The organism is Dactylosporangium sp. NPDC051485, assembly GCF_040682015.1.
Taxonomy (GTDB): Bacteria; Actinomycetota; Actinomycetes; order Mycobacteriales; family Micromonosporaceae; genus Dactylosporangium.
On the sequence record NZ_JBFAZW010000151.1, the window covers coordinates 1 to 20,303 of the forward strand.

Consider the following 20,303-nt stretch of genomic DNA (forward strand, 5'->3'; position numbering starts at 1 on the left):
GGCAACACCCCGGACGGCCGCCGCGCCGGTGAGCCGTTCGCGCCCGGCGCCAACCCGATGAACGGCCGCGACGCGCACGGCATGGCCGCCTCGGCACTATCGGTGGCCAAACTGCCCTACGCCTCGGCCCGCGACGGCATCTCCCTCACCAGCACCGTCACCCCCGACGGCCTCGGCCGCAGCGACGAGGAACGAATCGGCAACCTCGCCGGCCTCCTCGACGCCTACACCCGGGCCGGCGGCTTCCACCTCAACGTCAACGTGCTCGACCGGGCCACGCTGCTCGACGCGATGGCGCACCCGGAAAAGTACCCCCAGCTGACGATCCGCGTGTCGGGGTACGCGGTCAACTTCGTCAAGCTGACCCCGGAGCAGCAACGCGACGTGGTCAACCGCACCTTCCACGGCGCACGATGAACCGCCTGCACTCCTGGGACCTCTCCACCGGGGTCGACGGGCCGGGAACGCTTCGTCGCGTTCCTGGCCGGGTGCCCGCTGCGCTGCCTGTACTGCCAGAACCCCGACACCTGGCACATGCGCGACGGCGAGCCCACGACGGCCGAGACGGTCCTGCTCAAACTCGCCGGCTTCGCCGACTTCGTGCGCATCGCCGGCGGAGGGTTCACGGTCAGCGGCGGGGAGCCCCTGCTGCAGCCGCAGTTCACCCACGACCTGCTGACCGGCGCCAAGGCACTCGGCCTGCACACCGCGCTGGACACCTCCGGCGCGCTGGGCGCCCGGGCCACCGACGCCCTGCTGGACGCCACCGACCTGGTCCTGCTCGACATCAAGGCCTGGGACCCGCAGCGCTACCACCGACTCACCAGCGGCAACATCGCCCCGACCCTGACCTTCGCCCGCCGGCTGGCCGAGCGCGGCACCCCCGTATGGATCCGCTACGTCCTCGTCCCCGGCTACACCGACGACCCGTCCGAGGTGGACGGCGTGGCGGGCTTCGCGGCGGCGCTGGGCAACGTGGAACGCATCGACGTCCTGCCGTTCCACCGGCTGGGCGCGGCCAAGTACCAGCGGCTCGGCATCCCGTTCCCGCTGCAGGACACAGCGCCACCCGACGCTGCAACGATCGACCGGGTCCGCGACCAGTTCCGGACCACCGGCATCCTGGTCTGCTGACCGCCTCTGTGCGCTGCCAGCCGCCGGGTCACGACGGCTGGCAACTGGGGGGCAACCGGCTCAGGCGGTCGGCGCCGGATAGGTCACCGCCGGGCCGCAGTAGCTCGGCGGCAGGGTGACGACGGGGTTGCGGCAGACCTGCACGACGATGCGGCTCACCGGCTTCCTGTCCGACCCGGCGGCCAGGGTGAAGCTGAAACTGATCGTGCCGTTGTCGGCCGTGCGGCTCTGCTGGTCGGCCACGACCGTGCCGCTGTACGCGGTGAACGTGACGGTGCTGGAATACCCGTCACTGAGGCAGATGGCGCCGGGATCGGCCGGCAGCGGCCGGTCGGAGACCTTGCCGGAGACCGGGACGCCGCCCGCGGGCAGGGGAGAGGGCCCGATCGTCCAGGTCAGCGTGCCCGACGTGGACCCGTAGTGGCAGCTGTCACCGGAGTTGGCGGCGAACGGCTGACTGATCGTGGCCGCGTGCGCGGCGGTGGGCACGGCCAATGTGACGGCGATCGCCGCGGCCCCGAGCGCGATGGTGGAGGTGAGTCGTCTCATATCGCTCATGTTCTATATTGACGGGTGCCATTGCAAGAAGCTCTTCGCCTGGCAGGGAATCTCGGCCCGCGCGCCGAGAGTGGATCAGGCGACGACGCATCGGCGGCAGGTGGACGAAGTTGGAACCACCCCTGCGTGCGCGGGAAGCGCATCATGGCCGGTCCGATCCGCGACGGGCGCCGATGCCGCGCGACGAGAGCACCCTATGACTCATGCTGAGTGGCCTGCCGAATCGGGACGCCTCGCGCGGGCGGGGGGCACTACCACCCCTTGAGCCGAACGTTCATCACCGCCGGTCCATCCCCGCATGCGCGGGGAGCCCTGGGAGGAGCAGCGCCGGGCGAGCGATGTTTCGGGACCACCCCCGCATGCGTGGCGTGCACGCGTCCACCGCCGCGAGCCGCGACGACGGGACCGGACCATCCCTCGCATACGCGGGGAGCACGACTACAACGATCTCGATGGCGTAGCGGACGTGAGACTACCCCCGCATAGGCGGGGCGCAATGCTTGTCGGTCAGCTTGACCGCGTTGTAGACGGGACCACCCCGCATGCGCGAGGAGCACTTGGCCGCCTTATAGGCCGCGACGAACTCGGCGGGATCACCCCCGCATGCGCGGGGAGCACACGGCCGTGCTGCGGGTCGACGCCGAGCTGCCGGGACTACCCCCGCATGCGCGGGGAGCACAAGTTTTCGCGGTTTTCCGGGCCGCCTGCGGTGGGAGCACCCCCGCGTGCGCGGGGAGCATTGGGTGCCGGAAACGCTGCTGGACGTGGCTCCGGGACCACCCCCGCGTGCGCGGGAAGCATAAAAATCCGTCCCCGGCCCACGTGTGGGAGGGGGGACCACCCCCGCGTGCGCGGGGAGCATGCTCGCTCGCCGACGATGTCAGACCGGTATTCGGGACCACCCCCGCGTGCGCGGGGAGCATACGCTCGCCGAGCTGAACGCGATCAGTGACGGAGGACCACCCCCGCGTGCGCAGGGAGCATTAGACGCGGTTCCTGGCGCCCTGCTGCCAGCGCGGACCACCCCCGCGTGCGCGGGGAGCACGCGCCGATCTGCTCCCAGGTGGCGCCGGCGTCCGGACCACCCCCGCGTGCGCGGGGAGCACGTCTCCCCACCTACCCACGGTTCTCCACCTCTCGGACCACCCCCGCGTGCGCGGGGAGCACAACGTCCACGACCCGGCAATGTTGGCAACCGGCGGACCACCCCCGCGTGCGCGGGGAGCACGGCGGCCGATTTTGCGCGAACATGTTGCAGACGGACCACACCCGCGTGCGTGGGGAGCACGGCCAGGCGAACCTGATCAACTGCAAGGGGCTGGGACCACCCCGCGTGCGCGGGGAGCACGCCGAGCTTGGCAGTCCAGTCGGTGAGCCGGTGGGACCACCCCCGCGTGCGCGGGGAGCATGTGACCGCCAACCCGGTCACCGCGGGCGACGCGGGACCACTCCCGCGTGCGCGGGGAGCATAGCGACCGGCGGCGGATCATCGACGCGTGCTCCGGACCACCCCCGCGTGCGCGGGGAGCATGCGCGACCTGGGTGGACAACGCGCCGCCGCTGCGGACCAACCCCGCGCGCGCGGGGAGCATGCGGCCCCCTCGCCCCAGGCGGCCAGCTCCTCGGGACCACCCCCGCGTGCGCGGGGAGCATGTACTCGACCACCGGCGACGACAGCCACACGGTGGACCACTCCCGCGTGCGCGGGGAGCATGCGCTGCTGTGCATGGCCGACGAGACGTTCAACGGACCACCCCCGCGTGCGCGGGGAGCATGCGGAGCCGGTCTTCCTTGGCGATCTGCTCGATGGACCACCCCCGCGTGCGCGGGGAGCATGGGGGCAAGAACGCCCCGGTCCAGCTGCGGCCGGGACCACCCCCGCGTGCGCGGGGAGCATAGGAGCCGGTCCGAGGTGGTGTTCGCCGTGGCCGGACCACCCCCGCGTGCGCGGGGAGCATTTGCGCATCCTGCTGGGCGCGGGCCAGGGACCGGGACCACCCCCGCGTGCGCGGGGAGCATACGCCGGCACGGTGGAGCGGCTACGGCCATAACGGACCACCCCCGCGTGCGCGAGGAGCATGTACCCGATTTCCGTGTCGATTTCCGAATCGGAGGACCACCCCCGCGTGCGCGGGGAGCATGACCCCGTTCCCCGCGCGGACACCTGGAACGCCGGACCACCCCCGCGTGCGCGGGGAGCATTGCAGAGCGCCCAGATCCCTTGTGCCGCCCCGGGGACCACCCCCGCGTGCGCGGGGAGCGTGGTACCGGCATCGGCCGGCAGCTGATGCGCGTCGGACCACCCCCGCGCACGCGGGGATGGTCCCGCGCCGGTGGCCGCACTCGACGCACTGGTGATGTGCTCCCCGCGCACGCGGGGATGGTCCCGCACTCACCGCATTTCCCGGAAAGGGGAAAAACGTGCTCCCCGCGCACGCGGGGATGGTCCGGCCCCAGCCCCGACGCCGCCGCCGGCGAAAGCGTGCTCCCCGCGCACGCGGGGATGGTCCGCTGCACCGCCTATCGGTGAGCAGCTACGACCCGTGCTCCCCGCGCACGCGGGGATGGTCCCAACATCACGTGGCCCGGGTCACCGCCGGGCGGGTGCTCCCCGCGCACGCGGGGATGGTCCCAGCGTGCCGCTCGGGTTGATGCCCGCCACGTAGTGCTCCCCGCGCACGCGGGGATGGTCCCGCCTTCCAGTCCATCAAGTTCGAGAACGTCGAGTGCTCCCCGCGCACGCGGGGATGGTCCCTGGATGCCGTCGCGGGCCATGGCCCCGATGTCGTGCTCCCCGCGCACGCGGGGATGGTCCGTCGGCGTCGACGGTATGGAATGACCCGAAGAAGTGCTCCCCGCGCACGCGGGGATGGTCCTGGGTCCAGGCCGAGGGGATCATGGATGCCTACGTGCTCCCCGCGCACGCGGGGATGGTCCCGCCATGGCGAGGCCGAGCTGTTTGGCCTGCTGGTGCTCCCCGCGCACGCGGGGATGGTCCCACCCTGGACCCGACCTACGTTTTCCAGTCGTAGTGCTCCCCGCGCACGCGGGGATGGTCCTTCGGGCCCGAGGTCTGCCCAGTCAACTACGTCGTGCTCCCCGCGCACGCGGGGATGGTCCTGTCAATCGCCTAGAAGGGTGACGGGATGCGCCGTGCTCCCCGCGCACGCGGGGATGGTCCCCGCCCCCGTCAGCTGGCCCGCAAAGTGGCGGCGTGCTCCCCGCGCACGCGGGGATGGTCCCGCGGCGAGCGCATCGACGTAGGCGTCCACCGTGTGCTCCCCGCGCACGCGGGGATGGTCCCACCCCGGCCGGGGTGCGGGACCGGGCGATGCTGTGCTCCCCGCGCACGCGGGGATGGTCCCATGCTGACCTCCGGGGGGACACTGTTCTGGCCGTGCTCCCCGCGCACGCGGGGATGGTCCCGTCGGCGCCATCCTCAACCAGATCCAGGTCCTGTGCTCCCCGCGCACGCGGGGATGGTCCCGCGGAGGCCGACGTGCTCCGCGGCCTGCACAGGTGCTCCCCGCGCACGCGGGGATGGTCCCATGCGGTACGAGACGCCCCGCCGGTACTCCCCGTGCTCCCCGCGCACGCGGGGATGGTCCCGTTGCGAGCAGGGTTCCCGTAGCGGCAGTGAGGTGCTCCCCGCGCACGCGGGGATGGTCCCGCCTTCGGCAGCAACGGGTTCGGCCGGCCCGCGTGCTCCCCGCGCACGCGGGGATGGTCCCGCCTTCGGCAGCAACGGGTTCGGCCGGCCCGCGTGCTCCCCGCGCACGCGGGGATGGTCCCACCACGCCCCCGCCGGGCTCCGGGAACCCACCGTGCTCCCCGCGCACGCGGGGATGGTCCCCTGCAGGGCCTGCGCGGCACGGACCGGGTCGGGTGCTCCTCGCGCACGCGGGGATGGTCCGACACTGAACGTGATGAAGTCCACCTCGCCGAAGTGCTCCCCGCGCACGCGGGGATGGTCCCGGCACGCCCATCTTGGTGATCGCGTCGCCGAGATGCTCCCCGCGCACGCGGGGATGGTCCCCTGTGGCGCACCGTGGTCAACGACCTCGACCTGACCCTCCCCGCGTACGCGGGGATGGCCCCTGGGCCCGGTACGCAGCCGGCACGCTCTACCTGGTGTGCTCCCCGCGCATGCGGGATGATCCTTGGATGCTGTTCCTCGTCGGCACTCCTGCGTAGCGGTTCCCGCGTATGCCGGGATGGTGGACAAGACTGGCCGGGGCCGCCCGGAGCGTGTTGCCGCTGCTGGATGTGGCATTGAGCACCTTCGGGGCGCGCCAGGTGGTGGCGGCCGGGCCCGGGCGGCGTGCAACGATCGCAGCATGACACTGGCAGTGCTGGGCACCGGAATCATGGGCGCCGGTGTGGCGCGGAACTGGCTCAGGGCCGGTCAGGAGGTGCGGGTGTGGAACCGTACCCGGGCCAATGCCGAGCCGCTGGCCGAGGACGGGGCCTTCGTGGCGGACAGTGCGGCGGAGGCGGTCGCGGGGGCCGACACCGTGGTCACCATGCTGTTTGACGCCGAGTCGGTGGAGTCGGTCATGCGGGCGGCCGCGCCCGGCCTGACCGCGGGGGCGCTCTGGCTGCAGCTGAGCACCGTGGGGGCGGCCGGGGCGGACGCGCTCGGGGGTCTGGCCGAGGAGCTTGGCCTGGTGTACGTCGACGCCCCCGTCCTCGGCACCCGCGGCCCGGCGGAGCAGGGCAAGCTCAATGTACTGGCCTCCGGGCCGGAGGAGGTCCGGGCGCGGGTCGAGGAGCTGGCCGGGCCGATCGCGGCCAAGGTGACGTGGTGCGGGGCGGCCGGGCGGGGGAGCCGGGTCAAGCTCGTCGTCAACAGCTGGGTGGTGACCAACGTGGCGGCGCTGGCGCAGAGCGTGGCGCTCGCGGATGCGCTCGGGGTGGACTTCCTGTCGCTCATCGCCGGCGGGCCGCTCGACATGGGGTACGCGCACATGAAGACGCCGCTCATGCTGGGGCGTGAGTATCCGGTGGCGTTCCCGGTCGAGGGGGCGGCCAAGGACGCGGGGCTCGTGGCGGAGCTGGCCGGGCTGGTCGGGGTCGATTCGTCCATTGTGGACGCGGCCCGGGCGGTCTTCGAGGCGGCGATCGCGCGCGGGCTCGGGGGCGAGGACATCGCGGCCGTGTACGAGACCGTTCGCGCGCCCAGGTGACGCTCAGCCGTCGCCGGGTGCTCGCGCTCGGCGGGGCGGCGGCGGTGCTGGCCGGGTGCGGGCCGCGGCGGCGGGCGCCGTTGCCGGCGGGTCCATCGGCGCAGCCGTCGCCGGTCAGCCAGGCCTGGTCGATTCCGGTCGGGCTGCCGGCGCCGTGGAAGGAGCCGCCGGTCAGCCGGTTCGACGCCGGGCTGCGGGCGGCGGTCGGACGGTACCTGCGGCCCACGCCCGAGCGTCCCGCGCATCCGATGTACCCGGGTGCGGTCGCCTTCGCGGCCGTTGACGGGCGGGTGGCGGCGCACTTCGCGGCCGGGGACGCGGTGCGGTACGGGGCGGACCGGGTGGAGCTGCCCGCGGACGCGCGGGTGCCGGCCCGGACGGACACGATGTACGACCTGGCGTCGCTGACGAAGATGTTCACGGCGGTGCTGGCGCTGCGGCTCGTGGAGCGGGGGTGGCTGGAGCTGGACGCGCCGGCGGCGCGGTACCTGGCGTCCTTTGTGGACAAGCCAGGGATCACGGTGCGGATGCTGCTCACCCACACGTCCGGGCTGTCCAAGGACACGCCGCTGGCCGGGGACACGCCGGCCGAGCGGCTCGAGCACGTGCTGCGGGAGGCGCCCGTCGCGCCGGCGGGTTCCGGGTTCCTGTACGCCGACCAGAACTTCATCGCCCTCGGCGCGATCGTCACCGCGCTGGCCGGGGAGCGGCTCGACATGCTGGTGCGCAGGCAGATCGCGGCGCCGCTCGGCATGGCCGACACGGGTTTCATCCCTCCGGGCGCGCTGCTGTCGCGGATCGCGGCGACGGAGGGCGCGCTGCGCGGTACCGTCCACGATCCGTCGGCGGCAGCGTTCGGCGGTGTGTCCGGTCACGCGGGCCTGTTCTCGACCGCGTCTGACGTGGCGCTGTTCGGGCGGGCACTGCTGGACGGCGGCGGGGCACTGCTGCAACCGTCGACTGTGGAGCTCATGCGGACCAACGCCAACGCCCGGTTCGGGCCGGCGGCCGCGCACGGGCTCGGGGTCGACGTCGACCAGGCGTGGTACATGGGGCGGCTGGCCGGGCGCGGCGCCTTCGGGCACACCGGCTTCACCGGCACGTCGATCGTCATCGACCCGCGGCGCAAGGCGATCCTGGTGCTGCTGACCAACCGGGTGCATCCGGACGCGGCCTGGGGCGTCAACAACCCGGCCCGCAAGGCCGCCGCCGACGTGCTGGCCGGTTGAGCCCGCGCAGGCCTGGCGGGCCCGGGCGTGGCTGGACGCCCGGGCCGCTGCGCCCTATCGGGTCGCGGCTCGGTGAGCCGCGCTCAGGCGTCGCCGTGGGAACGTCGCCGCGCGACCCGCCGCATCGCGATGCCGAGGCCGACGGTGGCGACCCCGGCCACGGCGAGGGTGCCGACGGTCTGGCCGCTGGTGCCGCCGGTGACCGGCAGGCTGGTGGACGTCGGGGTGGGCGTCACCGTGTGGGACGGCGACTGCGACGGGGACTTGGACGGCGACTGCGACGGCGACTTGGACGGCGACTGCGACGGCGACTGCGACGGGGACTTGGAAGGCGACTTCGACGGCGACTTCGTGGGAGTTCTGGTCGGGGTCTTCGTCGGTGTGTGGTCCCACGTCCACGTCGGGTCGCCCTGCGCCGCGTTGGCCGGAGGCTGGGCCGACCAGGCGGCCAGGGCGCCCGGCCCGAAGACAAGGCACACGGCGCAGCCGGCCGTGGCGAACAAGATTTTCCAGGTGGTTCTCGACATGAGGATCAGCCAAGCGGTGCCGCAGGTGTCCCGGCGGTCACATTGGAGGGCGAAGAATCGGCGGGATCCGCCTCACCCTTCCGGTGGCAGGACGGGGGCCATGACGACGGTCCATGTGCGGACGGTCACCGCGAGGAGGCCGGACCGTACCGACTCGTCGTCCTGCTCGGCGAGGCGGCGGGCCTCTTCCAGGGTTGCCGCGGCCAGGATGGTGATGCCCTCACCTTCGCGGGTGTCGGTGTCCTCCAGGGGGCCGGCGGCGACGAGGGTGCCGTCCTCGGCCCGGCGCCGCAGGAACGCCAGGTGCTCGGCGAAGAGGGGCTGGTCCATGGGGCGTACGCCGGGCTCGGCGGCCGGGCCCGGGCGGTGGTGCAGGAGGAACCAGAGGCGGGGACGCGTCATGCGTCTCAGGATCGCACCGGGGGCGGCGCGGTGGAGGAGCGCACCACGAGCTCGGTGGCCAGCTCGATGTGCAGGGCGTCCAGCTCGTGCTGCTCCAGGAGGCGGACCAGGAGCGAGACCGCCATCCGGCCCATTTCCTGCAGCGGCTGGCGGATCGTGGTCAGGCCGGTGGCCCGGGCCAGGTCCAGGTCGTCGAAGCCGGTGAGGGAGAGGTCGTCCGGCACCTTCAGGCCGCGCTCGGCGGCGGCCTGCAGCGCGCCGACCGCGGCCTTGTCGTTGAAGCAGACCAGGGCGGTCGGGGGTGCCGGCAGGTCCAGCAGCTCACCGGCGGCGCGGTGGCCCCGGTCGGTGGTCGGCTCGACGCTGCGCAGCAGCTCGGCGGCGGGCAGCACGCCGACGTCGGCGAGGGCGGCGTTGTGGCCGGCCAGGCGGGCGTCGCTGGCCAGCCATTCGGTCGGGCCGCCGATCACGCCGATGCGGCGGTGGCCGAGCGCGACGAGGTGCCCGGTGAGGCGGCGGGCGCCGGCGAAGTGGGCGGCGGAGACGGAGACGATGTCGCGGGGCAGCGTGGTGCGGGGGTCGACGACGACGAAGGGCATCCGGCGCCGCTGCAGCTCGACGAGGTCGTCGCCGGGTTCGGGCGGCAGGATGACGATGACGCCGGTGAGGCCTTCGCGGCCGTCGAGGTCGGCGAGCAGCGGCGTGCGCTGGGCGGCCTCGCCGGCGGTGAGGACGAGCTGGCGGCCGTGCAGCGTGAGGGTCTCGGCGATCGAGGAGACGATGAGGCCGAAGTAGTCGGTGAGCACGTACGGGCAGCGCACGAAGACGGTGCCGCCCTTGGGCTTGCCGCTCAGGCCGATGCGGGCGCGCAGCCGGTCGGCCGCCTCGTGGACGAGTGCCCGGGTGGCGGGGGTGACCGCCTGGTGGTCGTTGAGCGCGCGCGAGACGGTGGCGATCGACAGGCCGGTCTCGGCGGCGATGTCGCGCACCGTGACGCGCCGGTGGCCGGCCATCGTCACACCCCCCGTTTCATGATCAAGAGCATTCGGCTTCTCTAAGGACTCTTGACAGTTAATCCAAGCAGCGGTTTGCTGATGCCCTGCGATGTTACAGTACGTTTCATCTGTTACATCGCGCATGGCGTCCGAGCGGGCGCCCAGAAACGCCCGGGTCCCGGACGGCGACGGTGGGGTGGTCGTCCGGGACCCGGTCGCTACGTTGGGTCCGTGCTGTTCATGGTGATCGAGCGCTTTCGCGGCGGGCAGGCCCGGCCGGTCTACGAGCGGGCCCGGGCGCAGGGCCGGATGCTGCCCGAGGGGTTGCGGTACGTCGACAGTTGGGTCTCCGCCGACTGCGCCCGCTGCTTCCAGCTCATGGAGTGCGCGGACGTCACCGCGCTGATGGCGTGGGTCGCCCGGTGGAGCGACCTCGTCGACTTCGAGATCGTTCCGGTCGCCCCGTCGGCGCAGGCGTCCCCGCTGCTGTCCTGATCGAGCGGTACCGCGGCCACTGCAACTCCAGCGTCTCGCCCACGGCGAGGGCCGACCAGCGCTCGTGCGCCGCGCGCAGCGCCGCCGCGGCCGTGCCGAGCTGTCCGGCCGTCAGCGGCATGGACGGCTCCCGCGCCGCGAACCGCGCCAGGTCCGTCTCCGGCAACGCCGCCGCGCGCTCGCACAGGCCGCCGATGTGCTCGGCCCGCCGCAGCAGCTCGCGGTGCTCGCGGATCAGCTCCTTGGACCGCTCGGCGGCGTGCGGCGGGCGGCGGCCCGAGACGTGGTGCATGCTGCGGAAGACCACCCCGCCCGCGATCGAGCCCCAGATGCCGTCCGGGATGCGCAACGCGTCCTCGACGGTGTAGTGGACCAGGTCGTGCGGCGTCGCACCGGTGATCGGGCCGGTGTTCATGCGGTAGACCACGCCGTCGTCGCGCGCGATGGTCACGTAGCCCCACTCGTGGTCGGCGAACCTGATGAACGTGACCCGCATCCGCCCACCATGAACCCGCCGGCGACCCCGGTTCAACCGATTAACCGGCCAACCCCGACGGCGACCTGCGGCTGTCGGTCCTGGAGGCCATCGGCCAGCCGCCGGCCTTCGCCTGAACCGCCCCGTAGGCTTCGCCCCGGGAGGTCTTGCGATGTCCGAGACAGTCATGCTGGCGGCGGCGGCCGTCATCGCGGAGCCACGGCTGCGCGAGTTCCTGGACTCGCCGGTCAAGCAGGCCGCGGACTGGCCCGAGCCGGACTGGGCCGGCCTGTTCGCCGCCATGCCGGACCAGAGCCCGGACGAGCTGCCCGACGCCATCGCGGAGTGCGACGGCTGGCTCGACGGCGACTACGCGACCGTCCTGCGCGCGCTGCTGGACGACGACGAGCTCACGCTGCGCTACGACGAGGCCACCGGGTCGCTCGCCCTCGACTTCGCCGGCCGCGTGGACTTCCGGCTGCCGTCGCTGGTCTGGGCGTGCACGATCGCGCGCGGCCTCGCCGAGTTCATGGACGGCGAGGACCGCGGCACCGCGACCATCACCACCGACTGGAACGGCGCCGAGATCGTCCTGCGCCTGACGCCGGGCCGCTCGGAGTTCCGCCGCGACCCCGAGGCCCGCGCGGAGGAGATCGACATCCGCGCCGCGGCCGAGGAGGACTGGCCGTTGTAGCGGTCTGCGAGACGCGGTGCGCTGAGCGACACCCTCGTCGGCTGCACCTGCGCCGACTGCCCCATGTCGTTGCCACCACCGGTCGTTCCAAGGGGTGAGCCGGCCACCGGGCGTCTCCACGAGGTGCCGAGCGACGGCGCGGGGCGGCATGATGGGATCATGACCGTTCGCGCCGGGATGCTGCGTGCGGCCGGCCTCGTCGCGTTGCTGGCCGTGCTCGTGACGGCCGCCGTCCTCGTCGGGGTGCCCGACCCGCAGCAGCTGCGCAGCAACATCATCGCGCTCGGCTGGTGGGCGCCGGTGGCCTTCGGCGTGCTCTACGCCGTGGTGTCGCTGTCACCGCTGCCGAAGACCGTGTTCACCCTGGCCGCCGGGGCCCTGTTCGGCCTGGCGCCCGGTGTCCTCATCGTCGTCGCCGGGGCGCTGCTCGGCGCGGTGGCCGCGTTCTACCTCGGCCGGGTGCTCGGCCGCGACACGGTGCGATGGCTCACCGGGGGCCACCTCGACCGCCTGGACACCATGCTGGCGGGCCGCGGCATGCGCGCGATCGTGCTCACCCGGCTCATCCCGATCGTGCCGTTCACCGCGGTCAACTACCTCGCCGGGCTCACCTCGGTACGGCTGCGCGACTTCACCGCCGGCACGGCGATCGGCATCCTGCCGACCACCACCGCCTACGTGACCGTCGGCGCCTACGGCTGGCGGCCCGGCGCCTGGCCGTTCTGGGCGGCGCTGGCCACGCTGCTGGTGCTCACCATCGGCGGCCTCGCCGCCGAACGGCACCGCCGCCGCAACACCACCAGGGCCGTCCACCCCCGGGACCAGGCCGAAGCCTCCTGACCGGGCGTCAACGGGGCTTCCTGTCAGGGCGTCCCGACCACTGCCGGGGGGACCGGGCCGGCCGGATCGACGTCGTCGCCGCCGCCGGGGCCGTGGTGGACCGGGGCGCCCGGAACGACCCGGACCCGACCATTGTCGTCCTCGATCTGCACAGCCACGCCGCGAACGTCGGTGCCCCGGACCGGCCCGATGACGCGAGAGTCGCTCGCGACGGCGCGGTTGTCGCCGAGGAGGAAGATCATGCGATCCGGCACCGTGGAGGTGGGGAACGGGTCGGTCACCGTCGCGCCGAGGTACGGCTCGGGCACCGCTGTGCCGTTGACGACGACCGCCTCGCACCGCCCGGTCGGGCCGGCCGGGCATCCGATCGTGTCGCCGGAGAGGGCGGCGACCCGCATCATGGCGTCGTACGTGCGACCGTCACGGGCGAGGTGCACGACGACGACATCTCCGCGGGCGGGTGACAGCCGCTTGTCGAGCAGGACGCGCTCGCCCACCTGGATGGTGGGCGTCATGGCGGCGCTCGGTTCGGTGACGGTCAGGTAGTCGCCCCGGCCGAGCAGGTTGGCCGCTGCCAGCGTGGTCAGCACCACGAGACCGCCGCCGACGCCGGCCGTCACGTTGCCCAGGCGCCGTGTGCGCTGCTGGCGGCGGGCGCGGTCGAGGACGATCCGGGCCAGGTCGGGCCGGGCGCGCACCGCCGGCGCGGCCGCCGACGCCAGCCTGCGCAGTTCCTCGGCCGCAGCGTCCGGCGAGGGCAGCATCGTGGTCATGACGCGGTCTCCTCAACGGAGGCAAGGGAGGATTTCAGGGCGGTGCGGACCTTCAGGAGCCCGCGCGCGAGGTTGCTCTTGACCGTTCCTGGCGAGCACCCGATGATGGCCGCCGTCTCGGCTTCACTGAGTCCCTCGATGACGCGCAGCACGACCGCCACCCGCTGTCTCGGAGGAAGGGCGGCAAGGATCTGGTCGAGATGCGCCCGGGCCACGATCGCCTCGGCGTGATCCGGCCCGGCGTTCGACAGGTCCGGGTCGGTCTGCACGGGGACGGGGACGAGATAGCTGCGCCGGCTGCGGTCCTTGGCCAGGTTCACCAGCGTGGCCCGGACGTACGCCTCCGGGGATGCCAGATGCCTCGACCAGTGCCTGGTCAACCGCAGCAGGGCGGTCTGCAGGACGTCCTCGGCCTCGGCGGCATCCGGCACGAGCAACCGCGCGAACCGCAGCAACCGGTCCCCATGGGCCTGCACGAACTCCGCGAAGTCCCGCTCCTCTGACGGTGTCACACCTATCAGAACGAGATCCGCTCCGCAGGGGTTGCATGCCCACCGGCCCTCTTGGCGTCATGTCGCACACCGGTCGTCAGCTGGGCGCCCCGTCGCGCTCGCGTCGTTGGGCGAGGCGCTGGAGTTGACCTTCGTGGACGCTGGCCACCCAGTCCCAGCCGTCCTTGGCCGATGGGCCGATCCGCGGGTCGCCGGGAGCGCGGGCGTCGCGCAGGGCGTGCACGTACGCCCGATCCTGCTCGATCCGCGCGTGTACCTGATCGGCTCCGCCGGCGGACCCGTGGCCGGGGATGAAGACATCTACGTTGCCCGCCACGCCCTCGATCAGGCCCAGCGCGGCGAGGTAGTCCTCGATCGGGTCGGCGGCGTTCAGGTCGAGCATCGGGATCAAGACGTCGGAGAGCATGTCGCCGGCGACGAGGACCCTGTGTTCCTCGATCAGCAGCGCCGCATGGCCCGGGGCATGGGCTTGATGCTCCAGGATGCGGACCTGTGGGCCGTCCCAGGGAATCTGCGCCGTCCCGGCGGGCAGGCCGGTGATGAGGCCGAGCAGGTCCAGCGGTACCTGTTCGGGGATGCCGGCGGCCTTTGCGACCGCTTCCACCCCGCCCGAGAGCCGATCCTGGACAGTGGCCGCGCAGCGAGCCGTGCCATAGCGGGGCGCCGTGCCGAGCCCGGCGTGCCACAGCAGGTGATCCCAATGCGGATGCGTCGAGAAGCCTGCCACCACGGTCTGCCCCGACTCGGACAGGTCGTTCGCGAGGCAGGCCAGTTCGTCGCCATGGACCCCGGCGTCGATGAGCAACACGCCGGCCCGGCCCTGCACGACCACGGCGTTGCTCTGGCAGAACTCGCTCTCGTGGACCGACACACCGTCGGCGAGCTGCCTCAGCATGCGCTGGCCTCGAGCTCGTTGCGGATCGCGTAGCGGTGCATCGTGACGCCCTGCTCGAACGAGCGCTGCTCGAGCAGGTCAAGCTCGATCGGCACGTCGTATTCGTCGAACAGCGGCCTGCCGAAGCCGAGGATCGCGGGATGGGTGAAGAGCAGCAGCTCGTCGAGGAGCCCGGCGCGCAGCAGCTGGGTGGCGAGCGCCGCGCCACCCACACCGATGGTGCCGTCGGTCTGGGCGCGGAGGGCGGCGAGCTGCTCGATCGCGTCGTCTCCGCCGATGATCCGGGTGTGGTGATCGGCGCTGCGGCGGGTGCGGGAGACGAGCGCCTTGGGCTTCGCGGTCCAGATCTCGCCGTATTCACGCAGGACGTCCGGCAGCGACGCGTCCTCGCGCGCTCGCGGCCAGTATTCCTCCATCGTCTCGTAGATGACCCGGCCGTGGACCATCAACGCGAGCGCCCGCGCCCGCGCGTTGAACTCGCGGTGCAGCTCCTCGCTGATGCGAAGCCATTCGCCCGCGCCGTTGTCCCCCGGAACCTGCTCGATCCGCAGGTCGAGGGACACGTTCATCCAATATACGAAGCGGCCCATCATCCCCCTCTTCCTCATAGTGCTTGCAATCTGCAACCACTATATTTAGCGTGAAGTGCCTGTCAAGGAGGAGTCGTGGAACCACGGTCCGGGTGTCCGATCAACGCCGCCGTCGAGGTGCTCGGAGATCGCTGGTCGTTGCTCGTGCTGCGCGACGTCATCTTCGGCGACCGCCGGTACTTCCGCGCGCTGCTCACCGGGTCGCTGGAGGGCATCGCCTCGAACATCCTCGCCGACCGCCTCAAGCGGCTCATCGACGCGGGGATCCTCACCCGCGGCACCGCCGCCCGCGGGCAGCGCGCGCGCTTCAGCCTCACCGAAGCCGGCATCCAGACGCTGCCGATCATCTACGCTCTCGGCAACTGGGGCCTCGACTGGAGCTCCGGCAGCGCCGAGCTGCGCAGCCGGCAGCAGCTCATGCGCGATGAGGGTCCAGCGTTCATCGAGGAACTCATGGACGAGCTGCGCGTTCGCCACCTCGGCGCCCCGCCGAAGCCGCACGACGGCCCGGGCGCGTTCGAGCGGCTCAGCGCCGCCTACGCCGCCGCCGAGCAGGAACGAGTCGACTAACAGCCGGGGAAGGCTCGCCGCCGCTGCGGGGTGGTGGGACGTCGCCGGGGTCAGGTGAGCTGCTGGCCGCCGTCGACGTCGTAGGTGGCGCCGGTCAGGGCGGTGTTGGCCATCAGGTGTACGGCCAGCGCGGCGACGTCGGCGGCGGTCACCACGCGGCGGATCGGCAGGGTCGTGCGCAGCTGCTCGCGGCGGCCGTCCAGCTCCTCGCCCAGCAGGCGGGCCGACAGGTCCGTGTCGACGAAGCCGGCGGCGATGAGGTTCACCCGGATCGGGGCCAGCTCCAGGGCCAGGTTGGCGACCAGGGCAGGCATCGCGGCGGTCAGGGCGGCCGGCAGGAACAGGCCCGGGGCGGGGCGGCGGGCGCCCGTGCCGCCCATGAGGATCAGCCCGCCCGGCGGGCGGAGGCGGCCGGGGACGGCGCGGGCCAGGTGCAGGGGCAGCCACAGGTGCTCGTCGACCAGGCGGCGGGCTCGGTCCAGGTCCAGCTCGGCCAGGGGCGCGTAGTAGTTGCCGCCGGCCGTCACCATCACGTGGTCGACCTGGCCGGGCAGGTCGGCGAAGAAGCGGTGCAGGGCGCCCGGGTCGGTGGCGTCGAACGCGAACGAGTCCGCCGCGCCGACCTCGGCGGCCGCGGCGCGCAGGCGGTCCGGGTCGCGGCCGACCAGGATGACGCCGGCCTCGGCGGCGCGGGCCTGGCGGGCCGTCTCCAGGCCGATGCCGGCACTGCCGCCGAGCACCACGACGGTCTGGCCGGCCAGCAGAGGAAGGCCCCGCATGCACCTAAGCGTAGGGACGCTGCGGGGCCTTCCCCGAGGGACTCAGCGGGTGAGCGCGCGGCGGGCGCGGACGGCGGCGGCCAGGTCGTCCAGCAGGGTCTCCGTCGTGTCCCACGACATGCAGGCGTCGGTGACGCTCTGGCCGTAGGTCAGCTCGCCGCCGAGGTCCTGGCGCCCCGCCACCAGGAAGCTCTCCAGCATCACGCCGGCGATGCCGTCCTGGCCGGCGGCCAGCTGCTCGGCCACCTCGCGGGCGACCGTGGCCTGGCGGACGTGGTCCTTGCCGCTGTTGCCGTGGCTCGCGTCGATGATGAGGCGCTGCGGCATCTGGGCCTTCTCCAGCCGGGTGAGGGCGTCGGCGACGTCGCCCGGGCCGTAGTTCGGGCCCGAACGGGCGCCGCGCAGGATGATGTGGCAGTCGGGGTTGCCCGCGGTGGAGACGACCGCGGCGCGGCCGTCCTCGTCGACGCCGAAGAAGACGTGGCGGCTGGCGGCGGTGCGGCAGCCGTCGATGGCCACCTGGACGTCGCCGTCGGTGCCGTTCTTGAAGCCGACCGGCATGGACAGGCCCGACGCGAGCTGGCGGTGCACCTGGCTCTCCGGCGTCCGGGCGCCGATCGCGCCCCAGGAGACGGCGTCGGCGATGTACTGCGGGCTCGTCGGCTCCAGGAACTCGCACCCGACCGGCAGCCCCAGGCCGAGCACGTCGAGCAGCAGGCGGCGGGCCAGGCGCAGGCCGCGGGGCACGTCGAACGTCTCGTCCAGCCCCGGGTCGTTGATCAGGCCCTTCCAGCCGACGGTGGTGCGGGGCTTCTCGAAGTACACCCGCATGACAATGGACAGGTCGGCGGACAGTCGCTGGGCGGTCACCGCCAGGCGCCGCGCGTAGTCGACCGCCGCCACGGGATCGTGGACCGAGCAGGGGCCGACGACCACGAGAAGGCGGTCGTCGGCGCCGCTGACGATGCGGTGGACCTCGTCGCGGCCGCGCTCGACGACGGCGGCGCGCTCGTCGTCCATGGGCAGCTCGGCGCTGAGCTCCCGCGGGGTGACCAGCGGCCGGTAGCCGGTGACCCGAAGATTGTTGGTGGTGTGCATGACCCGTCTCCTTGGGCTTCCAGGGAAGGCGGGCCCGGTCTGCACCAGCCCCGCCGCGCGACACGACGAAGGGCAGAGACTGAGGTCTCTGCCCTTGCTGGCTCCGGGTGAATTAGGTCAGCGCAACGTGCCGCCGGCTCCACCCGGAGCCACGGTAAACGCCCGATAACCGAAATTCACGCCGCAACTGTACCGCATGAGCCCGCCCGCCCGAACGTGACGCACACAACGCCGTGGGGCGTGCAAGGTTCACGGCGCCGCCGCGAGCCACTTCGGGCCGAGGCTGTCGACCTCCAGCACCGACAGCAGCACCGCCCACTCCTCGAAGCCGGTCCGCAGCTCGCACGCCGCCGCCGCGCCCGGCCACAGCACGTCGGCCTCGCCCAGCACCACCTGCGGCAGCGCCACCACGCTCGGCTGCGGCAGCAGGCTCTTCACGTTGCCGGCCACGATGTTGAGCAGCTCACCGGCGGCGTCGACGATGTCCTCGAGGCGCACGCCGGCGGTCGGCAGCTCCAGCATCGCCGCCGCCATGACCGCCATCCCGTCGAGGCGGCAGCGCATGACGACGTGCCCGTGCCACTGCCCGGCGATCGCCACCGCGCCGGTGACGTCGAACGGCTCCACGTACGCGGCGGCGGGCAGCTCGGCGGGCGCGGTGCCGCCGAGGTACGCCGTCCACACCTGCCACACGATGCCCTGCAGCTGCTCGCCGGTGACGGCCCCGCCCTGGAGGTCAGCCCGCATCGTTTCCCGGCTCCCTTCGCCAGCCCGCCCGCCGACAGGCCAGATCGGCCGCGCCCGCGCCACCTTGAGGACTTTGTCCGCGCGAAGTCCACGCGAACTCGATCAAGCGCGCCACCGGCAAGGCCGCCGAGCCGTGCCCGCGCCGCCTCGAGCAACGCGATCAAGCCCGCCACCGGCAACGCCATCGCGCCGCGCCCGCGCGGCATCGAGCAACGTGATCAAGCGCGCCACCAGCAACGCCACCGCGCCACCGAGCCGCCTCGCCCGGACGGCCGTCGCCCGGCCGCGTCAGCAGCGCGAACCCGGCACGGCCCGGGCCGCAAAGCCGCCCCCCGAAAATCGATCCGAGGCACTAGCGTCAGTGCGATGTTGAGGCTCGTCTTCGGCGCGCTGCGGGCGCGGCGGGTGCAGGCGCTCGTCATGTTCGCCCTCGCCGCGCTCACCGTCGTCGCGGCCGGGTTCGCCGCGCGGGCCGGTGACACGGCCGGACGCGGCGCCGCCCGGGCCCGCATCGACACCGCCACCGTCGCCGAGCGCACGCTGCGGGTCCGCGGCTCCGTCGCCCCGCCCGACCGGCCCGAGGACGCCCTGCGGCGCATCGGCGCGCTCGTCGACGCCCCGATCGAGCGGCACACCACGAGCCTGCGCGTGACCGGCAGCCTCATCGACCCCGGCGGCGGGCAGCGCCAGCAGGCCGAGCTGCGCTTCGCCGACGGGCTGTGCGAGAACCTGACCCTGCGCGAGGGGCGCTGCCCGGGGGCCGACGGCGAGGTGGTGCTCGTCGAGGGGCTCGCCCGGCAGCTCGGCGTCGGGGTCGGCGGCACGCTGCGGCACGAGGCCGGGCTGACCGCGACCGTGGTGGTGTTGCACGTCGTCGGGGTGTACGCGCCCGCGGACTCCGGCGGCTGGTTCTGGTCTGGGCAGGACGGGACGGCCGCGTACACGACCGCGCCGACCGTCACGTCGGAGAAGGCCACGATCAGCGTCATCTACGACGCGCTGCTGCGCCCGGAGGCGTTCGACGACGCGCACACGCTGCGCGGCGAGCTCGATCGGGTGCGCGACGGCCGGTTCGACGTCACCTCCGGCGCGCCCGCGCTGGCTGCGGCGGTCGCCGCCGACCGGCGCTCGGTCGGGCGCGGCCTCGGCCTCGCGCAGGCGCAGATCCTGCTGTTCGGCGGGCTCGCGATCGCGGTCGCGGCGGCGTACGCGGCCCAGGAGCGGCGCCCGGACGCGGCCCGGATGACGATCCGCGGCCTGCCGAAGTGGCGCATCCGGGCCGCGACCGCCGCGCAGAGCATCCTGCCGCTCGCGCTCGGCTCGGTGTGGGCGCCCCGGCTGTTCGCCGCCGGCGCGGTCATCGTCGTCGCGGCCGACTGGAGCGCCACCCGGGGCGGGGTCGGCGAACTGCTGCGCGACGTGCGCCCGCGCCGCCCCTTCGCCGCCGCCACCGCCGAGATCTGCGCGCTCGGCCTGGCCGCCGCCGCGCTGTTCCAGATCGTCGCCGCGCCCGCCGCCGACGTGCGCCGCGACACCGGCTTCGGGCTGGCCCAGGTCGCCCCGTTGCTCGTGGCGGCCGGGCTGGGCGTGCTCGGCACGCGGCTGCTGCTGGCCGGCGCGGGCCTGTACGGCCGGCACGCGCTCGCCGCCGGGCGGCTCACCGGGGCGCTGGCCGGGCTGACGCTGGGCCGGCGCCGCACCGCGTTCCGCATCGTCCCCGTCCTCGCCGCGGCCACCTGCGTGCTGGCCCTCGCCGCCCAGGACTGGCGCGGCGGCGCGACCGCGCGGGCCGACCGGGCCGGCG

At 73.4% G+C, this 20,303-nt stretch carries 21 protein-coding genes and 1 CRISPR repeat array; of the genes, 9 read left to right on the plus strand and 12 right to left on the minus strand.

All coding sequences use genetic code 11. The annotated features are described in order from the left end of the window. Positions 1-417 (plus strand): glycine radical domain-containing protein (locus tag AB0M46_RS46665; protein ID WP_363347280.1); only part of this gene is annotated, 417 nt, incomplete at its 5' end. A gap of 87 nt (positions 418-504) precedes the next feature. Next, complete coding sequence (pflA, locus tag AB0M46_RS46670) at positions 505-1,134, plus strand: pyruvate formate-lyase-activating protein (protein ID WP_363347318.1); 630 nt, start codon at positions 505-507, stop codon at positions 1,132-1,134. 60 nt (positions 1,135-1,194) lie between these two features. On the opposite strand, the gene AB0M46_RS46675 is transcribed toward pflA, so the two are convergent. Beyond that, positions 1,195-1,683, minus strand: a complete 489-nt coding sequence (locus AB0M46_RS46675) for a hypothetical protein (RefSeq protein WP_363347282.1) — start codon at positions 1,681-1,683, stop codon at positions 1,195-1,197. 301 nt (positions 1,684-1,984) lie between these two features. Continuing rightward, a CRISPR array of direct repeats spans positions 1,985-5,911; the repeat unit is 28 nt; unit sequence GTGCTCCCCGCGCACGCGGGGATGGTCC. 118 nt (positions 5,912-6,029) lie between these two features. On the opposite strand from AB0M46_RS46675, the gene AB0M46_RS46680 reads away from it, so the two are divergent. Together AB0M46_RS46680 and AB0M46_RS46685 are read left to right on the plus strand one after the other, a co-directional pair. Then, complete coding sequence (locus AB0M46_RS46680; RefSeq protein WP_363347284.1) at positions 6,030-6,878, plus strand: NAD(P)-dependent oxidoreductase; 849 nt, start codon at positions 6,030-6,032, stop codon at positions 6,876-6,878. Continuing rightward, the gene (locus AB0M46_RS46685; protein WP_363347286.1) at positions 6,875-8,107 is read left to right on the plus strand and encodes a serine hydrolase domain-containing protein; all 1,233 of its coding nucleotides are present in this window, start codon (positions 6,875-6,877) and stop codon (positions 8,105-8,107) included. Before AB0M46_RS46680 ends, AB0M46_RS46685 begins: the two co-directional genes overlap by 4 nt. 83 nt (positions 8,108-8,190) lie before the next feature. Here AB0M46_RS46685 and AB0M46_RS46690 read toward each other — a convergent pair whose 3' ends face one another. The 3 genes from AB0M46_RS46690 to AB0M46_RS46700 all read right to left on the minus strand — a co-directional run bounded on the left by AB0M46_RS46690 (position 8,191) and on the right by AB0M46_RS46700 (position 10,049). Next, positions 8,191-8,634, minus strand: coding sequence for a hypothetical protein (locus tag AB0M46_RS46690; RefSeq protein WP_363347288.1), 444 nt, complete (start codon positions 8,632-8,634; stop codon positions 8,191-8,193). A 72-nt stretch (positions 8,635-8,706) separates the two neighbouring features. Next, complete coding sequence (locus AB0M46_RS46695) at positions 8,707-9,036, minus strand: YciI family protein (RefSeq protein WP_363347290.1); 330 nt, start codon at positions 9,034-9,036, stop codon at positions 8,707-8,709. Between the two features lie 5 nt (positions 9,037-9,041). Continuing rightward, positions 9,042-10,049 (minus strand): LacI family DNA-binding transcriptional regulator, encoded by a 1,008-nt coding sequence (locus AB0M46_RS46700; protein WP_363347292.1) that lies wholly within the window; start codon positions 10,047-10,049, stop codon positions 9,042-9,044. Between the two features lie 222 nt (positions 10,050-10,271). Between AB0M46_RS46700 and AB0M46_RS46705 the strand changes: the two genes are divergently transcribed. Beyond that, complete coding sequence (locus AB0M46_RS46705) at positions 10,272-10,526, plus strand: DUF3303 family protein (RefSeq protein WP_363347320.1); 255 nt, start codon at positions 10,272-10,274, stop codon at positions 10,524-10,526. Here the strand turns inward: AB0M46_RS46705 and AB0M46_RS46710 are convergent. Beyond that, the gene (locus AB0M46_RS46710) at positions 10,426-11,022 is read right to left on the minus strand and encodes a hypothetical protein (protein WP_363347294.1); all 597 of its coding nucleotides are present in this window, start codon (positions 11,020-11,022) and stop codon (positions 10,426-10,428) included. The two genes, AB0M46_RS46705 and AB0M46_RS46710, sit on opposite strands and share 101 nt — an antisense overlap. A gap of 151 nt (positions 11,023-11,173) precedes the next feature. Here AB0M46_RS46710 and AB0M46_RS46715 point away from each other — a divergent pair, with 151 nt between their 5' ends. Together AB0M46_RS46715 and AB0M46_RS46720 are read left to right on the plus strand one after the other, a co-directional pair. Then, positions 11,174-11,695: a hypothetical protein gene (locus AB0M46_RS46715; protein ID WP_363347296.1), complete on the plus strand. Its 522-nt coding sequence runs from the start codon at positions 11,174-11,176 to the stop codon at positions 11,693-11,695. A 159-nt stretch (positions 11,696-11,854) separates the two neighbouring features. After that, on the plus strand, positions 11,855-12,535 hold the full coding sequence (locus AB0M46_RS46720) for a TVP38/TMEM64 family protein (protein ID WP_363347298.1): 681 nt from the start codon (positions 11,855-11,857) through the stop codon (positions 12,533-12,535). A gap of 23 nt (positions 12,536-12,558) precedes the next feature. On the opposite strand, the gene lepB is transcribed toward AB0M46_RS46720, so the two are convergent. From lepB to AB0M46_RS46740, 4 genes are all read right to left on the minus strand, one after another. Continuing rightward, complete coding sequence (gene lepB, locus AB0M46_RS46725; RefSeq protein ID WP_363347300.1) at positions 12,559-13,308, minus strand: signal peptidase I; 750 nt, start codon at positions 13,306-13,308, stop codon at positions 12,559-12,561. Next, on the minus strand, positions 13,305-13,820 hold the full coding sequence (locus tag AB0M46_RS46730; RefSeq protein ID WP_363347302.1) for a SigE family RNA polymerase sigma factor: 516 nt from the start codon (positions 13,818-13,820) through the stop codon (positions 13,305-13,307). The genes lepB and AB0M46_RS46730 overlap by 4 nt, the downstream gene beginning before the upstream one ends. Before the next feature lie 76 nt (positions 13,821-13,896). Beyond that, positions 13,897-14,715: an MBL fold metallo-hydrolase gene (locus tag AB0M46_RS46735; protein WP_363347304.1), complete on the minus strand. Its 819-nt coding sequence runs from the start codon at positions 14,713-14,715 to the stop codon at positions 13,897-13,899. Continuing rightward, positions 14,709-15,308, minus strand: coding sequence for a dihydrofolate reductase family protein (locus AB0M46_RS46740; protein ID WP_363347306.1), 600 nt, complete (start codon positions 15,306-15,308; stop codon positions 14,709-14,711). The genes AB0M46_RS46735 and AB0M46_RS46740 overlap by 7 nt, the downstream gene beginning before the upstream one ends. 72 nt (positions 15,309-15,380) lie before the next feature. Here AB0M46_RS46740 and AB0M46_RS46745 point away from each other — a divergent pair, with 72 nt between their 5' ends. Continuing rightward, a complete protein-coding gene (locus AB0M46_RS46745; RefSeq protein ID WP_363347308.1) occupies positions 15,381-15,875 on the plus strand; it encodes a helix-turn-helix domain-containing protein in 495 nt (164 codons plus the stop codon). Positions 15,876-15,925: 50 nt separating this feature from the next. Here the strand turns inward: AB0M46_RS46745 and AB0M46_RS46750 are convergent, their stop codons facing one another. The 3 genes from AB0M46_RS46750 to AB0M46_RS46760 form a co-directional block, all read right to left on the minus strand. Next, a complete protein-coding gene (locus AB0M46_RS46750) occupies positions 15,926-16,654 on the minus strand; it encodes an SDR family oxidoreductase (protein ID WP_363347310.1) in 729 nt (242 codons plus the stop codon). Between the two features lie 42 nt (positions 16,655-16,696). Further along, positions 16,697-17,752: a 3-deoxy-7-phosphoheptulonate synthase gene (locus tag AB0M46_RS46755; RefSeq protein WP_363347312.1), complete on the minus strand. Its 1,056-nt coding sequence runs from the start codon at positions 17,750-17,752 to the stop codon at positions 16,697-16,699. Between the two features lie 249 nt (positions 17,753-18,001). Continuing rightward, positions 18,002-18,499 carry a chemotaxis protein CheX gene (locus tag AB0M46_RS46760; RefSeq protein WP_363347314.1) on the minus strand — a complete coding sequence of 166 codons (498 nt, stop codon included), beginning with the start codon at positions 18,497-18,499 and terminating at the stop codon, positions 18,002-18,004. Between the two features lie 366 nt (positions 18,500-18,865). Here AB0M46_RS46760 and AB0M46_RS46765 point away from each other — a divergent pair. Continuing rightward, positions 18,866-20,303: hypothetical protein (locus AB0M46_RS46765; protein ID WP_363347316.1), on the plus strand; the 1,438-nt coding region annotated here is incomplete at its 3' end.

What these genes read in the sequence shown, in the direction of transcription:
- AB0M46_RS46675 (WP_363347282.1), bottom strand. Translation starts at nt 1,683, where the DNA reads ATGAGACGACTCACCTCCACCATCGCGCTCGGGGCCGCGGCGATCGCC.
- AB0M46_RS46680 (WP_363347284.1), top strand. Translation starts at nt 6,030, where the DNA reads ATGACACTGGCAGTGCTGGGCACCGGAATCATGGGCGCCGGTGTGGCG.
- AB0M46_RS46690 (WP_363347288.1), bottom strand. Translation starts at nt 8,634, where the DNA reads ATGTCGAGAACCACCTGGAAAATCTTGTTCGCCACGGCCGGCTGCGCC.
- AB0M46_RS46695 (WP_363347290.1), bottom strand. Translation starts at nt 9,036, where the DNA reads ATGACGCGTCCCCGCCTCTGGTTCCTCCTGCACCACCGCCCGGGCCCG.
- AB0M46_RS46700 (WP_363347292.1), bottom strand. Translation starts at nt 10,049, where the DNA reads ATGGCCGGCCACCGGCGCGTCACGGTGCGCGACATCGCCGCCGAGACC.
- AB0M46_RS46705 (WP_363347320.1), top strand. Translation starts at nt 10,272, where the DNA reads ATGGTGATCGAGCGCTTTCGCGGCGGGCAGGCCCGGCCGGTCTACGAG.
- AB0M46_RS46710 (WP_363347294.1), bottom strand. Translation starts at nt 11,022, where the DNA reads ATGCGGGTCACGTTCATCAGGTTCGCCGACCACGAGTGGGGCTACGTG.
- AB0M46_RS46715 (WP_363347296.1), top strand. Translation starts at nt 11,174, where the DNA reads ATGTCCGAGACAGTCATGCTGGCGGCGGCGGCCGTCATCGCGGAGCCA.
- AB0M46_RS46720 (WP_363347298.1), top strand. Translation starts at nt 11,855, where the DNA reads ATGACCGTTCGCGCCGGGATGCTGCGTGCGGCCGGCCTCGTCGCGTTG.
- lepB (WP_363347300.1), bottom strand. Translation starts at nt 13,308, where the DNA reads ATGACCACGATGCTGCCCTCGCCGGACGCTGCGGCCGAGGAACTGCGC.
- AB0M46_RS46735 (WP_363347304.1), bottom strand. Translation starts at nt 14,715, where the DNA reads ATGCTGAGGCAGCTCGCCGACGGTGTGTCGGTCCACGAGAGCGAGTTC.
- AB0M46_RS46740 (WP_363347306.1), bottom strand. Translation starts at nt 15,308, where the DNA reads ATGATGGGCCGCTTCGTATATTGGATGAACGTGTCCCTCGACCTGCGG.
- AB0M46_RS46750 (WP_363347310.1), bottom strand. Translation starts at nt 16,654, where the DNA reads ATGCGGGGCCTTCCTCTGCTGGCCGGCCAGACCGTCGTGGTGCTCGGC.
- AB0M46_RS46755 (WP_363347312.1), bottom strand. Translation starts at nt 17,752, where the DNA reads ATGCACACCACCAACAATCTTCGGGTCACCGGCTACCGGCCGCTGGTC.
- AB0M46_RS46760 (WP_363347314.1), bottom strand. Translation starts at nt 18,499, where the DNA reads ATGCGGGCTGACCTCCAGGGCGGGGCCGTCACCGGCGAGCAGCTGCAG.